This is a genomic window from Actinoplanes sp. GCM10030250, from assembly GCF_042666575.1.
GTDB lineage: Bacteria > Actinomycetota > Actinomycetes > Mycobacteriales > Micromonosporaceae > Actinoplanes.
In genome coordinates this window covers 71,722-85,651 of the sequence record NZ_JBHTDO010000046.1, presented here as the reverse complement: position 1 = coordinate 85,651, position 13,930 = coordinate 71,722, and the positions used below count along the sequence as shown (strand labels likewise).

Annotated in this window: 13 protein-coding genes; 7 read left to right on the top strand and 6 right to left on the bottom strand. The window is 65.9% G+C overall.

All coding sequences use genetic code 11. The features are described from left to right. The 7 genes from ACFQV6_RS38820 to ACFQV6_RS38790 all read left to right on the top strand — a co-directional run. Positions 1-337: hypothetical protein (locus tag ACFQV6_RS38820; RefSeq protein WP_378032701.1), on the top strand; the 337-nt coding region annotated here is incomplete at its 5' end. Positions 338-345: 8 nt separating this feature from the next. After that, complete coding sequence (locus ACFQV6_RS38815) at positions 346-1,173, top strand: hypothetical protein (RefSeq protein ID WP_378032700.1); 828 nt, start codon at positions 346-348, stop codon at positions 1,171-1,173. 131 nt (positions 1,174-1,304) lie between these two features. Continuing rightward, positions 1,305-1,643 carry a hypothetical protein gene (locus ACFQV6_RS38810; protein WP_378032699.1) on the top strand — a complete coding sequence of 113 codons (339 nt, stop codon included), beginning with the start codon at positions 1,305-1,307 and terminating at the stop codon, positions 1,641-1,643. Positions 1,644-2,042: 399 nt separating this feature from the next. Continuing rightward, the gene (locus tag ACFQV6_RS38805; protein WP_378032698.1) at positions 2,043-3,035 is read left to right on the top strand and encodes a hypothetical protein; all 993 of its coding nucleotides are present in this window, start codon (positions 2,043-2,045) and stop codon (positions 3,033-3,035) included. Positions 3,036-3,340: 305 nt separating this feature from the next. Further along, positions 3,341-3,607, top strand: a complete 267-nt coding sequence (locus ACFQV6_RS38800; RefSeq protein WP_378032697.1) for a hypothetical protein — start codon at positions 3,341-3,343, stop codon at positions 3,605-3,607. Between the two features lie 863 nt (positions 3,608-4,470). Further along, positions 4,471-5,265, top strand: coding sequence for a hypothetical protein (locus tag ACFQV6_RS38795; protein WP_378032696.1), 795 nt, complete (start codon positions 4,471-4,473; stop codon positions 5,263-5,265). A gap of 266 nt (positions 5,266-5,531) precedes the next feature. Further along, positions 5,532-5,705 carry a hypothetical protein gene (locus tag ACFQV6_RS38790; protein ID WP_378032695.1) on the top strand — a complete coding sequence of 58 codons (174 nt, stop codon included), beginning with the start codon at positions 5,532-5,534 and terminating at the stop codon, positions 5,703-5,705. Positions 5,706-6,139: 434 nt separating this feature from the next. Here ACFQV6_RS38790 and ACFQV6_RS38785 read toward each other — a convergent pair whose 3' ends face one another. The 6 genes from ACFQV6_RS38785 to ACFQV6_RS38760 all read right to left on the bottom strand — a co-directional run. After that, positions 6,140-6,823: a transposase gene (locus ACFQV6_RS38785; RefSeq protein WP_378032694.1), complete on the bottom strand. Its 684-nt coding sequence runs from the start codon at positions 6,821-6,823 to the stop codon at positions 6,140-6,142. A gap of 457 nt (positions 6,824-7,280) precedes the next feature. After that, entirely contained in the window at positions 7,281-7,922 is a 642-nt protein-coding gene (locus ACFQV6_RS38780; protein WP_378032693.1) for a VOC family protein, read from the bottom strand. Between the two features lie 100 nt (positions 7,923-8,022). Then, positions 8,023-8,220, bottom strand: a complete 198-nt coding sequence (locus ACFQV6_RS38775) for a hypothetical protein (RefSeq protein WP_378032692.1) — start codon at positions 8,218-8,220, stop codon at positions 8,023-8,025. A gap of 54 nt (positions 8,221-8,274) precedes the next feature. Then, complete coding sequence (locus tag ACFQV6_RS38770) at positions 8,275-9,237, bottom strand: aldo/keto reductase (RefSeq protein WP_378032707.1); 963 nt, start codon at positions 9,235-9,237, stop codon at positions 8,275-8,277. Between the two features lie 9 nt (positions 9,238-9,246). Beyond that, a complete protein-coding gene (locus ACFQV6_RS38765; RefSeq protein ID WP_378032691.1) occupies positions 9,247-10,173 on the bottom strand; it encodes a TauD/TfdA family dioxygenase in 927 nt (308 codons plus the stop codon). Further along, a partial coding sequence (locus ACFQV6_RS38760) for an amino acid adenylation domain-containing protein (RefSeq protein WP_378032690.1) occupies positions 10,137-13,930 on the bottom strand: 3,794 nt, incomplete at its 5' end. The genes ACFQV6_RS38760 and ACFQV6_RS38765, both read right to left, overlap by 37 nt.

The following is a 13,930-nucleotide window of genomic DNA, read 5'->3' as shown; positions in this document are numbered from 1 at the left end:
TGCCCACAAGAATCGCCGGACGAGACCTGGGTCCGGAACTCATGCCCAAGTGGGACCAACACCAACGCTCAGAGCCAATCGTCCCTGGCTGGAGCATCCCGACGAGAACATGCTGGTGCGTAGTGCGCGTAGTGTCTGCGAACTTTACAGCCAGGCCGTACACCAGGCCGGCATCTCGAACCGCCATTCCGAATTCCGGCTCCTGTGCCATCACGATGCCGGCCGCAAAGACGTTCTGGTGACCATGTATCCGGATGTCACCGACGGGTTCGAGATGGCGGGGGTATCCGTGCCACCCGGTATCGCCGACCTGTCTGCCGGGGACGGGCCCGTCTGATCCTTGACGTGGTGCACGCCGCAGCCGTCCGGCTGGGACGCGATCGCGGCTGGGATCAGGACGCACTCGCCGCCGCTCATGGCCACGCGCTCGCGGCGGGTCTGCGTTACCGCTGGACCGGTCCAAGCAAGATCAGCCCGGATCGACGGCACGTCGCGTGCCCGGTGTTCGTCCTGCATGATGATGGCTTCGGCCGAGTGATGATCGAGGTCCGGCAACGCGACCACGATCGCGTCATCGCCGTGTCAGAGCCCGCCTTGGCGTTCAGCACATCCGATGGTTTCCAGCGCAGCGCCCGCACGCTGCGTTGGCAGAACAAGAACAGCGTTGGGTTGATCCCCTGGTCAGGTTTGTTCGGCGACCAGCAGGGGATGCTCCGCCTCAACCTGGCGTACCCGGGTGAGCCCAGAACGGCAGAGCCGCCGCCACCGCAGACCAAACCGCTGAGCGTGGCCTCACTGCCCCAGATCATCGTCCAGGTTCCGGCCGAGATCGGCCCACGCATCACGGTCGTCGGGGGTGGCCCGATGAACGGCATCCCTGCTGCCTACGAGAAAACCCTGGATGACCTGCTGGATCGGCTACAGAGCGAGCCGTGGCAGGTGTGGTGGGCGGCGGAGGCCGAGGACGATCTGAAGATCTGGTACGACTTCGCCGTGACGAAGACCGGGATCGCCATCCGTCACGCTCACGGCCGGTGGCGTACGACAATCCGCCGTCCCGCGGCCACCTTCGCCGGCGCCCCTGAGCCCGCCACTCTCGCCCGCCAGGACGTCGACGCGATGCTGGCCGCGATCCAGAGGCGTACTCGGCTGAGCGAGCACCCGCCGCTGTAGCTCACGGTCTGCCACACCGAGCTTTGGATGCCACGTCGGTCGCGACGAGCACCCTGAACTGCCGATGAGAGTGCGTCCGACCGATTACTAAACACTTCGACGGCAGGGACCGTGCTCACTAGAGTTCTGCCATGTCTCTGACCGACTTGCGCCATGGGTTCCGTGATGAAGACCAGCTTTATCTGGCTCAGGGCATGGTCATGATGCGCTTGGCTGATGATCGCGACCAAGAGGAATGCCGTGCCTTAATGAGGTTCTGGTGGCAGCTCGCGATGACGTACACAGAAATAACGGAGGCAGAACTCAACCGGCATCTCACCCCTGAGAAGTTGGATGCTGTTCACGAACTTATCGGCGCGATCCGTGACTCTCCGGAGGCCATCGATGCTTGGATAAACGCGGCCTACAAGCGTTTCCCGGTCGTCGAGGACCGAGGCTACGAAGTATGGCGGCCGAGAGATGCCAGCTAGTGACCCTCGGGCAGGTGCTTCCTAACCTGCCGATGACAGCGCACTCGATCATGCCGATGCAAGCGAAATTAATCACGCCGATCAAATGCACGTTGCGCCATTATCTGTCCGTTGGCCGGATAACGGCGCGTTATTTGCCGTTGCCATCGAGCTTTGTTCGTTGTCACCGAAGTATGTTTGCAGCGCGGTTGCTGCCATGCGAGTTTGTCTGGCAGCGGCTTGCTCCCGGGCAGACGAATCGCCCGCGCTGCTGACGCAGCGACCGCCATGATGGGCGGGCGGTTGTCCTGGCGTTTAGCTCGGTACGAGCGGGTAGCCGCTGATCATGCCAGTTGGGCTGAGCGGCGCGGCCTCCACGCCGCCAGGCGCGCGTTTGGACGTGACAGTCATACTCGCTACGTGGGTGTTGGCGCGCGTCTGCTCCAACTGGTCGGGTACCTGTTCTGCATCGCCGCTGTATTCGTCGGCATTGCTGCCGGGATCTTGACGCTGATCTCCAGCCGGTTGTCGGCCCGTGGCCGGATCGCCGGGCGTTCCCCGCTGTCCACATGCGCCCAAGTCGCGGCCGCGGCGGCCGGCCCCGGACCGTATCGCTTGTCTGGGCACACCGGAAACCCAGCGCAAGGAGATTTTCCGGCGCCATTGTCAGGCATGCTTTGTGTCTGGTACCGGTTGCGGGTCCACCGCCGGTACCGGACAACGGTGATGCGACCGGACAACGAGGGGGACTGGCGCGAGTTCGAGGTATTGGCCGAGGAGCCCGTCTGGGAGTGGGACTGCGGCCCATTCCCGGTCCAGGATGCCACTGGCGCGGCGCTTGTCGCTCCGGCGCTGCTCGAACATTCCACCGCCCTCTCGCCGCGCCCAGGAGGCCAGCGTGGCGCCTCCGCGGGCCTCGCCGCCGAGTTCGGCAGGGCCATGGCGGCCGAACCGACGGCTTCCACCGCCTACCAGTGGGTCAAGGACCTCGCCAAGGATCGCTACCCCGCGCGTACCACCGTCAACGAGCTTTACCAGGAAGGCGCCGAGGAAAGCCGCTACCGCAGCGGGGCGATCGGCACGCTCCGCGCCCACGCCCTGCTGCCAGACTCGCTGCTGCGCCACTTCGCTGACCCGGCCACGAAGACCCTCGGCTATCGCGTCACGGAAGAGACCATCCCACCGGGTTTGCCACTGAATGTATTTGCCCTTGCCACCGTCGTGGGTGGGCGGACAATTCTGACCAACCCATTTGCGGACGTCCCGGCATTGTCCGTCGAACATCTGCCGTCCGTCCTGACCAGCGGCGCGCGCCAAAGCGCCCGCTGGATCGTATTGTTGGCGATCACCGCATTGCTCCTGCTCGCCGCGGCGCTGATCCTGCTTGTTCCCACGGTGAGGTCGGGGCGGTAGCCCGAGGCGTCGCTGGTGGGCCCGAAACATCCACGAGCTCGAACCTGGACTTGTCGACACCCCAGTTTCGATCTGCCCGCACCCACAGACTGATCATTCAACCTCATAGCCAGCCCAGGATTGATCGGTGAGTAAGAAATGCGGCAAGTAGCGAAAATGCGTAAGGATCGATTTGACTATTATGCCGCCGATCGGGCGCGCCGGCCAGCAGTGAGGCATCGCGCTCGGTGACCCGCCCGCATCGGCATCTTGATCTGCCGATGCGCATGTGGACCCTGCCTCCCCCCGTTGGCATGATGCGGTTTATGTCAAGCGACAAGCTCTACGAGTACGTGGCGTGGTTCCATGACGAAGCCCTTCCGGTAGACGACGAGGACTACGAATGGCCGGGAGTCATCGGCATCTGGGCGAACGACCGTGAATCTGCGCTGGCCTGGGGCGACCAGCTCACCACGACGTGCGCTGACACATTCATCCGGTCAGCAGCGGAGCTGTGGTCGGGTTCGGGCACAAGCCCAACCGTGATGTGCATCGTTGGTGAACGGCTGACCGCTGAGCAGCTCGGCTGGTAGAGCCATACGGTATCCGCTCATGCCGCCGTCCGGTCGCGCTCCGCCGGATGTCAGGCTCTACGGAACTCGTTGGCATTCTTTGCATTGGGCAGCTCGGGATGACTATCGTCGGCGAAGTAAGTCCTGGAAGGCCGCGATGGTGGCCGCTGACCGAACCTCGGTGGCCCCCTCACCGGGGAGATCATGCTCAACTCGCCGGATTCTTCTAGCTAGCGGCACGAACGCCGCACTCATGAGTAAAACGCCCGCTGCGCTAGGCATCAGAAACGCTGCGCCCAGGCCGGAGCACCCCACGACCCAGGCAGGGATCATCATCAGGGCAAACCCGCCTGCGAAGACTCTGGCAACGCTGAGGAAGGCCGGATAGCCCGACGCCTGACGAACCGCGTGCAGAGGTCCGGCGGCCGACCTTCCATTGTTCATGACCTGATCATCTCAATCCCGTTGATGCCTGGGGACGACATCAAGAAGCAGGCCGCTGAGCTAGCGGCTTACCCACCGTGAGGGCCAGATTGCGGCTTGGCCATTGCCGTCAAAGGTCGATGAGCGTCAGCGCTTGCGAAGTACTGATCTGCCGCGATCCGCTTGCCACCCAGCGTCACGGCTGACGGCCGTTGGTCGGCGGCCGCTCGTGCCGAATTCAGTGCATCGGACCAGTCCAAGACCTGTGTCAGATTCGGCCGTTTCGGCCAGCACATTCATTTTTCCTGAATTGGCCCGGGTCGGGCCGACAAACCAAAGCGAAGGCCTCGATCTCGGAATATCCATTGGTCGACACGTAGGGGCTGTAGACCGCTCACGAGCTGCTGAGGTGCAAAGTAGGCGACAGCGATGCCACCGACCAGCCGGTATCGTGGGCGCGCATGGACGGTCGCGACCGCCGGAGGACGTCACGGCAGCGCCGCATCAAAGGCGTTCGGGTGTGCATGCGTATAAGAACGGTAAGGGAGGTGCGGAAACCTCAGGTGCATCCGGCGGCGGGGCTGTCGCCGCTGCTGTATCGTCTAGACATTCTCGCCGAACAGCTTTCGAAGCGTGCGGAGCCACCGAAACGCCTGGTCGATAAGCTGCAGCCTTGGGTCGTTGTGCTCGGCGGCATCGCCGCGATCATTGCGTTTACTCCGGACATCGTTGTTAAGGTTCGTAGCGTTTTTCCAGAGCGCACGGAGTTGTCTGGCCAGGTGCAGATCATGCAGGCCTACGTACTTCCCGTCGGCCCTGGAGCGGAGCCGAATTGGGATCCGCCGGAGCTGGAGTTACCTGGCGGGAACCCCTCCTCCAGGGAGCAGCCTAAGAACGGTGAAGCAAAGGTGTCGGTTTCCACGACGGGTTTGAAGGGCCGGACTGCCCTACTGAGCGTCAACGCCAAGTGCGGCCACTACGTTTACCGATCGAATCCGAATCTCGGCGAGACGTGGTCGCCGGGGAACAATAAGGAAACCACAGTCCACACGCTTCCCCTGCAGGGCGATGATCAGTCGCCACCCGGATTCGCAACGCCACCGGTCCCCGCGACCTGCTCCCTGACCGCAGCGCTCTTCTTCGTCGAAGGAACCGCCCCAGAATCTGAACTCATACAACTCGCCGAAGCTCACATGCCTGTTCCGGTGTCCAGGGCACCTGGCGCGAGCCCGTCCGCGAAAGGCGGCGCCAAATGATGTCGGTTTTACACCCGTCGGCGTTTAGCTGACGAGCGGCTGTCGCTTCGGGCCGCCGGGGGTCTCAGCGAACAATCGCAGATAAATCCGCTCGGATGCGCTCACCAGCGCAGCATGACGTGTCTCGGTGGGCGTCGTACTCACATGCCGCGATCCGGTGCACCGACCGCCGTCAAGTACGGCGAAATCGAGCCCGACACCGAAGTCGATTCCAGCGGTTGCGGTAGCGTGCCGGCGTAAGCGAGATCCTCGATTGGGAGTTATCGGTGTCCGACAGCCCTTCCTTGCCAGACCGCGGCCTCCCAGACGATTTAGACAACCTCATGGTCCTCAGCCCCGAACAGTATGAGGTGCTGGAGCAGGCACGCGAGGAACAGCAGCATGATCTCAGTCGTGAGCAGGTGGAGACCCTTCTCAAAGAGCTTGAAGAGCGGCCCTGACACAGCAGCTTCGGGTGATCGAGTGAAGCCGCTCGGGCGACCACCAGCTTGTTGCGGGTCGCGCCGCTCACTGGGTCGGGCATCCTCTTCTGGCGGTGCGAGCGTGCTGGTCGATGGAGTGATCGTGACAGGCTGTAGCTACCTGCCCAAGGGGAGGCAGGCCTCGTCGATGGCAGTACGGCGGCCACTTAAGCAGACTCAAGGTATCCAGGACCGCAGTCATGAGCTAAGGCACATGCGCTGTCTGCCGATGTCACCAGTGATGTCCAAGACGTCACGCATCGTCATGGGGCTCGCGCTGGTCGCGGTCCTCGGATGCGCGGTGAAGTTCGCTATGGTCATCGATGAACTCGAGGGTAGCTCGGGCACCGACAGGTTCAGACAAGACGACCCTGGCATCGCCCAAGCCAGAAGTGCGACGTTGCCCGGACTAACTAATGCCCTGGATGAGGCCGTGAAAGGCTTCCAGACCTACGGTCGTTTTCAGAAGGACGACTGTCACCGAGGCGAGCGCGGCCCCTTGGATCCGAATCCCGACGACTATCAGTGGAGCTGTGAGGCGATATCCAGCGGTCCAGGGGCCGGTTCTGCCACTCGCTCATCGTGTCGAGAACCCGGTCGGTGATCGTGGAGATGGTCTCCTTCGACACGTCCGCGCCATAGACCTCGGCCAGGTGCGCGGCGACCTCACCGGTCGTCAACCCTTTCGCGGTCAGCGAGATCACCAGGTCGTCGATCCCGGACAGCCGGCGCTGACGTTTGGCCACGATCCGCGGCGCGAACGAGGCATCCCGGTCACGGGGCACGTCCAGCTGCACCGGCCCGGCCTCGGTCAGCACCGTCTTGGACCGGCGCCCGTTGCGGGCGTTACCGCCCGAGACGCTACCGCGCTCGTGTCTGTCGTAACCCAGATGCGCATCCATCTCACCGTCCAGCGCGGCTTCCAGAACCCGCTTGGTCAGCTGCTGCAACAGCCCACCCTCACCGACCAGATTCACGCCCTGGGCCCGGGCCTGCCCGGCCAACCGGGCGATCAGCTGGTCGTCGACCAGCCCGGCGAGCTCCGCGCCGCCACTGTCCGCAACGGGCTCACCCGTCACTGCTGCTGTCGTCGTCATCGCAATGTCCTCTTTGCCGGAGTTACACCGTTATTTATACAGTCCCTAGATGAGAGCAAGATGCGACGAAAAGGGCCCAATGTCCCCCCTCGGATACGTACCAATCCCCAACGGTGCGCGGCTAGATCAACGTCGGCCCGCACCGTTTTTGTCCAGGTGGTAGGTCAGTCGCAGGCCAAGACTGCGGTAGACCTCGGCTTTGTGCTCAGGTTCTGCCTTGCTCAGGGCTGTACCTGCCGACAAATACGTCCGTGCTGGTCAGTGGGCATTCCGACCTGCGAACATGATCTTCGCTCGTTGGGGCCTCGGTGTCCTGATTGCCATCGCCGTCGGCGACAACTACGCGATGAGGCCATCTCATGCTGCTGCGACTGGCATACCTGGGTATACCCACGCGTTCGCCTTGCTGCGGTTACTGCCGGGCAGCGACCGTGACAAGGACGCGGAGATCCTTGCGTTACGCCACCAACTCGCCGTGCTGCACCGTCAACTCGGCGAACAGCGGGTCCGGTTCGAGCCGGCCGATCGGGCATGGTTGGCCGCGCTGCTGCACCCGCTGCCCAGACCCAGCCTGCGCCTGTTGGTGCGGCCCGACACGATCCTGCGCTGGGACCGTGACCTGCATGCCCGCCGCCACGCGGCAGCATCGCGTCCCCGCCGGCGGGGACGGCCCCGCACGGTCCGCTCGATCCGCGCGCTGGTGTTGCGCCTGGTTGCGGAGAATCCATCGTGGGGGACCGGCCGGGTGCACGGCGAACTGCTCACCCTCGGGGTCAAGGTCGCCGCGTCGACGGTCTGGGAAATCCTGCGTGAGGCGGAGATCGATCCGGCCCCGGAACGGGCCCGCCAGTTCGTCATGGGCCGCCTGGATGTCGCCGACGACCAGGTGCAGACCCTGCGAGCTGCCCGGAACCGCGTCGGTCAGGCCGGTGCCGAAGATGACGGAAGTGGGCGAGCCCGGAGGGGTGAGTTGCACGACGCGGAACTTCGGGTCGGTGGTGAAATCAGCGTCCAGCCGCCACCCGAGGCGCTGGTAGAACGCCAGGGCCCGGTCCACGTCGGACACGGGCAGGACGATGACCTCGAGCTTGAAATCCATGATCGAGCACCTCTCGTTGTTCTGGCGGTTGCTCGATCACGCTCGCACGGTCCCGGTGCCCATCGACCCAGGGAAAGTCACTGGTCCGGCACCAGGAGGTTCACGGGTTCCTGGCCCGGCCGGGGGCGGAGGAGTCATTGGTGCAAGGCTTGCCGGCCGGCAATTCCGCGATGTCGAACTGCCACCAGGCGTCGATCTCCGGCGGGTAGTCTGCGCCGACGCACTCGCCGGGCTGTGGGATGGCCAGTGTGATGTCGCGGGCCTTGGCCTCACGCCAGGTGCAACGCGCCCCAGCCACCCACTACCGCAAACGACTCGAACGCTTCAAAAGCTACGACCCGCCATAGCAGTACTAATAGCGTGAACCGGTCGGCTGTGGCAGAGCATCAAGGGCGGCGAGCGCGTCGGCATCGAGCGCAATGGCGTCTGCGGCCACGTTCTCCTTGAGGTGTGTGTCAGCCGTGGTACCGGGAATGGGCACCACATTCGGGCCGAGGGCGAGCAACCAGGCCAGAGCCACCTGGCCCGGTGTGGCACCGTACTGCGCGCCGATCTCAGCGATCCGCTCAACGATCGCCTGGTTGGCCCGGATCGCCTCCTCCTGGAATCGCGGCAGTCCCCGGCGGGCATCCCCGGTGTTCAGGTCGGCAGCTGACCGGAACCGCCCGGTGAGGAAGCCGCGGCCCAGCGGACAGAACGCGATGAACGTGATTCCGTTCACGGCGCAGTACGGCAGCACCTCGGCCAGCGGCTCCCGGGTCCACAGCGAGAGCTCGGACTGCACCGCGGCGACCGGATGAACCTGCTGTGCTCGATGCAGATCCGCGACGCTCACCTCGCACAGCCCAAGCGCCCTGACCTTGCCGTCGATCACGGCCTCGGCCATCGCACCCCACGTCTCGTCGACCGGGACCGCTGGATCGATCCGGTGCAGCTGCCACAGGTCGAGGTGATCCGTACCGAGCCGCCGCAGCGATGCGTCGATCGCCTGACGGATGTGCTCGGGGCGTCCGTTCCTCTCGGGGGCCACCTCGTCATACGGTCCGTCGCCCGGGTAGACCAGGCCGGCCTTCGTGGCCAGCACGATCTCCTCACGGTGACCGCGAATCGCGCGGCCGACCAGCTCCTCGTTGACGAAGGGGCCGTAGACGTCGGCAGTGTCGATCAGGGTGACGCCCAACTCGATCGCCCGATGGATGATCCTCACCGAGTTCTCGTCATCACGCGAGCCCGGGTCGTAGCCCGCAGACATCCCCATACAGCCCAGGCCGATACGTCCGACGGGCCCGCACGGGCCCAGCGTTGCGGTTCGCATCGTCATCGCTCAGCCCGACATCGCCACGAGGACCTTGCGGGCACCCGTGAACGGCCGCCGCCCGTGCGCGACCAGCACGTTGTCGATGACGAGCAGGTCACCTTCACGCCAGTCGACATCGACCGCCTCGTCCAGCCCGCGGTTCCTGATCTGCGTGATGTACTCCTCGGGGATGGGACTGCCATCGGCGAAGGTCACCGATTGAGGCATGTCCTCCGGCGCGAGCATCTCCCGCAGCGCTGCGGCGGCCTCACCGTCGAGAGCGGACAGGTGCCACTGGTCGGCTTGGTTGAACCAGACTTCGGCGCCGGTGACCGGGTGCCGCGTTGTGGCCGCGCGGACCTGCAGGATCCGGAGGCCGCCGTCCGGCTTCCACTGCCATTCGCAGTCCTGAGCCGTGAGGACCTTTTCGACATGTGCCCGGTCGGAGGTCTCGAAGGTGTCCTGCCAGCTGCGCCCGAAGCCGAAGCCGTCATGCAGATTCTGGGTGTAGCGGACACCGACGGAGAACGCGTCCCGGACCTCTGGATCGAGGGCGGCCAGCCAGCGCTCTCCATCGACGACCGGGGTGGCGCCGCCGGTCGCGGGGGCCTGCTTGCAGTAGAACAGCAGCCTGGCCGGCCACTGCCCGCTGTACGACAGTTCGTTGTGCATGGAGATCGTGAGCTCGGCCGGGTACTCGGTCGAGGTGTAGACGTTGTCGCCGACTTTGGTGCGCGGCGAGTTGCCGTGCACGTACGGCAGCCGGTCGGGCAGGAGCAGACGAAGCAACGGTTCGAGTTCGTCGGCCGCAACGCCGAATTCGCGGAAGACCAGCGCTTTCTCGCGAATCAGGGCGGCATCGAACCAAGCCTTGTCGGAGACGGCGGCCATCAGGCCGGCGGCCCCCGCTGAGGTGTTCAGGTCGCTGGGCGTGAGGACACGTGGCTTCCACATCTGCGATCTCCCTTCGTGATCAGGTGGTCGAGGTAGTGCTGCAGAGTGGTTTCGTCCACTCCGCCGGCGACGACGGCGGCGAAGCCCTGCTGCCCGCGGCGTACCGCCGGGCCTGAGCGCGAGTGGACGATCTGGCTGAGCAGTGCGTGCTCATCAGGGTTGCGATCGGCCAGCTCGGTCAGCCACTCGTCGACCGGCACCACGCGCATCGCACGCCCGCGCCGGCGGGCCTGGTCCAGGAACTCATCGATACGCACCGGCCGTTCGGCGGTGAGCAGGATGCGCCGGCCACCGGGCGGTTCCGTAGCCAGCGCCGCGAGCCGGCGGGCGGCTTGGTCGACCGGAATCCAGTCCTCCTCGAGTCCCAGGTCCGGAGCGACGCCGAGATCGAACACCACGCGCAGCAGCCGGAACATGATGTCCCGATCGTTGTGGCGCCCATAGCGGGTCTCGCCGGTGATGCGCGGCAGCCGGTAGACGGCTGTTTCCAGACCGCGCTCGCCGGCGGCTCGGACCAACCGCTCGGCATCCAGTTTGGTCTGGGCGTAGCCGGAGCTGTGCAGGCCCTCTTCGGCCGCGGCCACCGATACGGTGGACACGTAGTGGAACCTCTTGCGCCGGCAGGTCGCGGCGAGCCGGAGCAACTCACCGGTGCCGCCGATGTTCACCTCCGCAAGCTGGGCATACGGCCGAAGCGCGTCCACCTGGGCGCCGTTGTGCAGGATGGTGTCGATCTCGCCGGCCAGATCGTCGAAGGCCTTCGCCGTCAGTCCCAGCCGAGGTGCAGCCAGATCGCCCACGATGACGCGAAGGCGGCCGGCCGTCTCCTCCGGCCGCAATCCGTACGGTTCGAGGACGCCGTGGATGCGATCCAGCGCTGTGGCGGTGCCCGCCGCCCGCACCAGGCAGTGCACGGTGATGTCAGGTCGTCTCAGAAGCTCGGCAGCGAGGTCGCTGCCGACGAATCCGGTGGCCCCGGTGAGCAGCAGATGCCGGGGTGGTGCGTTCTCAGCCGGCGGCAGAGTGGTGGGGAGCAGTTCATCGATCGTCAGCCGAGGGTCGAAGACGGCGCCGGTCTCGGGTGCTGCCAGCCCGTCGATCTGGCGGGCGAGCATCTCGACCGTCGGCGTGGCGAAGATCGCCTGCGGCGGAATCGCCGCTCCCAGGTCCTCCCGGATCCGGCCGAGCAGCCGGGCGGCCAGCAGCGAGTGGCCGCCGAGGTCGAAGAAGCTTTCGGTGACGCCGATCTGCTCGACACCGAGGAGGTCGGACCAGATGGCGGCGAGGGCCTGTTCGGTGGCATTACGTGGCAGGACCCGGTCCGTCGTCCGTCCCGCGGGTCCGGGGGCGGGGAGCGCCGTTCGGTCCAGCTTGCCGTGCGCGGTCAGCGGCAACCGCTCGAGCGGCACCACGAACTCGGGCACCATGTGCGGGGGAAGCACCCGGGCCGCCTGCTCGCGGACCGCGGCGGTGTCGATTCCGGCCGGGGTGACGTAGGCGACGAGCCGTTGCTGCTCGTCAGCCACGATCACGGCCTGGTCGATCCCCGGCAGCGTGCGCAGTGCCGCTTCGATCTCACCGGGCTCCACCCGGAAGCCGCGGACCTTCAGCTGGTCGTCCGCTCGGCCCACGAACTCCAGTTGACCGTCTCGCCGCCACCGGGCGAGATCGCCTGAACGGTACATCCGAGTTCCGGGCGGGCCGTAGAGATCGGCGACGAATCGCGCGCCCGTCAGCGCGCGCTGGCCGAGATATCCGCGGGCCAGACCGGTTCCCGCGATGTAGAGGTCGCCGGTCACGCCCGGCGCTACCGGCTGCAACTGGTGGTCCAGGACGTAGAGCCGGGCATTGGCCTGCGGCCGGCCGATCGGTACGGGTCCCGGCGAGATCTCTTCGCCGGGGGGAATACAGAACTCGGCGCAGTTGACCGTGGCCTCGGTGGGGCCGTAGACGTTGCGTACGGTGACATCCGGATGACGTTGCCGCCATGCGGCGAGCGCCTCTCCCGTCAGCGCCTCGCCTCCGAGCAGCAGGTCTCCGCCGGCCAGGAAGTCACCCGGCAGCGGGTTCAGCAGCGGGAGGTGGCTCGGTGTGGCCTTGAGGAAAGTGCACTGCTCGGCGGCAACGCTGGGGCCCTTCTGATCGGGAGCAGTCAGCACGACGCAGCCGCCCATGGCCAGGGGTGTGTAGAGCGCCGTCACGGTCAGGTCGAACGCGATCGACGTGTGAACCTGCGCCACGCCTCCCGCACTGGCGTACTCGCTGGTCGTCCAGGCCAGGTAGTCGGCCAGCGCCCGATGCTCGACCACGACTCCTTTGGGGCGCCCGGTCGAGCCGGAGGTGTAGATGACATAGGCCACGCTTCCCGGTGCCGGCCGGATGTCCGGCTCGTGGGACGGGCCGGGCGGCCCGTCGACTGCCTCCGGGGTGTCGATGACGTGACGCGGCTGGGCGTCCTCCAGCATGAGAGCCACGCGTTCGGCCGGGTAATCCTGGTCGATGGGGACGTAGCCGGCGCCCGCTTTCAGCACGCCGAGCAGCGCAACAACCAGTTCCGTCGAACGCGGCAGGCTGACCGCGACCAGGTCCTCGGGCCCGATGCCCATCTCGATGAGCCGGTGAGCCAGCCGGTTGGCGCGCTCGTTCAGCTCTCGGTAGGTGAGCCGGTCGCCACCACAGACGAGGGCGGTACGGTCCGGGTGCTGCTCGGCCTGGGACCGCAGCAGTTCGGGCATCGTCCGGCCCGGACCTGCCTGGCGCGGTGCTTCGAAGATCAGCCGGCGCTCGTCGGCGGACAGGATGTCGATGTCGGTCACTGGTTGCCCCGGGTCGGCTGCGACGCCCTCGAAGAATCGCATCAGCCGATCCAGCAGCGTGCGCACGGTCGTGGCGTCGAACAGGTCGGTGCTGTAGAGCAGCAGGCCTTCGGCACCACCGCCCGGGCGTTCGCGCACGATGACTTCCAGGTCGTACTTCGCATGCGGTTGGCTGAAGGCCCCGGTCGGCTCGTCAACGTGCAGCCCGGCCAGCTCGAATGTGGCCTCTGCGGTGTTCTGGAAGCCCAGCATGATCTGGAACAGCGGGCTACGGTCGGTGTGACGGTCAGGGTTGATCTCCTCGACCACCCGGTCGAACGGGACGTCCTGGTTGGCGTAGGCGGCCAGGTCGGTCTCACGCACCCGATCGAGCAGCTCATGGAAGGTCGGGCGGCCGGAGGTGTCACTGCGGAGCACCAGCGTGTTGACGAAGAACCCGACCAGATCATCCAACGCGGGATCATTGCGCCCGGCCACCGCCGTGCCCAGTGGGATATCCGTTCCTGCCCCCAACCGGGTCAGCAACGCGGCCAGTCCGGCCTGAACCACCATGAAGAAGCTGGCTCGATGCTGCTGTCCCAGCTCAGTGAGGCGCCGATGCAGTTCGGCGCCGACCTCGAAGGCGGCGACATCGCCCGCGTACGTGCGTGTCGCAGGCCTCGGCCGGTCGGTGGCCAGACCTGTTCCGTCGGGAAGATCTGCCAGTTGGGTTCGCCAGTAGTCGAGCTGGCGGGCGGCGAGGCTGTCGGGGTCGAGTTCGCTGAGCAGTTCTCGTTGCCAGACGGCGTAGTCGGCGTATTGGACGGGCAGTGGCGGTAGGTCGGGGGCACGGCCGGCACAACGGGCCGCGTAAGCCTCCGCCAGATCCCGGGCCAGCGGCCGCAGCGACCATCCGTCGCAGGCGATGTGGTGCAGTACCAGTACCAGCACGTCGCCGATCA

What these genes read in the sequence shown, in the direction of transcription:
- ACFQV6_RS38810 (WP_378032699.1), top strand. Translation starts at nt 1,305, where the DNA reads ATGTCTCTGACCGACTTGCGCCATGGGTTCCGTGATGAAGACCAGCTT.
- ACFQV6_RS38800 (WP_378032697.1), top strand. Translation starts at nt 3,341, where the DNA reads ATGTCAAGCGACAAGCTCTACGAGTACGTGGCGTGGTTCCATGACGAA.
- ACFQV6_RS38795 (WP_378032696.1), top strand. Translation starts at nt 4,471, where the DNA reads ATGGACGGTCGCGACCGCCGGAGGACGTCACGGCAGCGCCGCATCAAA.
- ACFQV6_RS38785 (WP_378032694.1), bottom strand. Translation starts at nt 6,823, where the DNA reads ATGACGACGACAGCAGCAGTGACGGGTGAGCCCGTTGCGGACAGTGGC.
- ACFQV6_RS38780 (WP_378032693.1), bottom strand. Translation starts at nt 7,922, where the DNA reads ATGGATTTCAAGCTCGAGGTCATCGTCCTGCCCGTGTCCGACGTGGAC.
- ACFQV6_RS38770 (WP_378032707.1), bottom strand. Translation starts at nt 9,237, where the DNA reads ATGCGAACCGCAACGCTGGGCCCGTGCGGGCCCGTCGGACGTATCGGC.
- ACFQV6_RS38765 (WP_378032691.1), bottom strand. Translation starts at nt 10,173, where the DNA reads ATGTGGAAGCCACGTGTCCTCACGCCCAGCGACCTGAACACCTCAGCG.